The sequence below is a fragment of the Nocardioides antri genome (genome assembly GCF_008373765.1).
GTDB lineage: Bacteria > Actinomycetota > Actinomycetes > Propionibacteriales > Nocardioidaceae > Nocardioides > Nocardioides antri.
On sequence record NZ_VUJW01000071.1, the window covers coordinates 1 to 236 of the forward strand.

Annotated in this window: 1 protein-coding gene; it reads right to left on the reverse strand. The window is 44.1% G+C overall.

The genetic code is table 11. The features are described 5' to 3' along the window. Positions 1–51: 51 nt before the first annotated feature. Positions 52–236: hypothetical protein (locus F0U47_RS22625; protein WP_149752329.1), on the reverse strand; the 185-nt coding region annotated here is incomplete at its 5' end.

Sequence of the window (236 nt, forward strand, 5' to 3'; positions counted from 1 at the left end):
ATTTCATTGCTACTCATTCTGGTTGGGTTTCGTGAATATTTAAAATATAACTTAAAATGCCTTAACACCCCAAGCGTAATGTTCGGGACTTCCGATCACTCTACCATTGTATCCCCAGGCCATGCGGTTACCCGAGGTTTCAAGCGTCCTCGACAGTGTCAAAGCCTTGCTGTATTCACGGTTGTAGATGTAGAACAAATTGTCTTTGTCGTATTTAGCGGGCTGCAGGTACCACT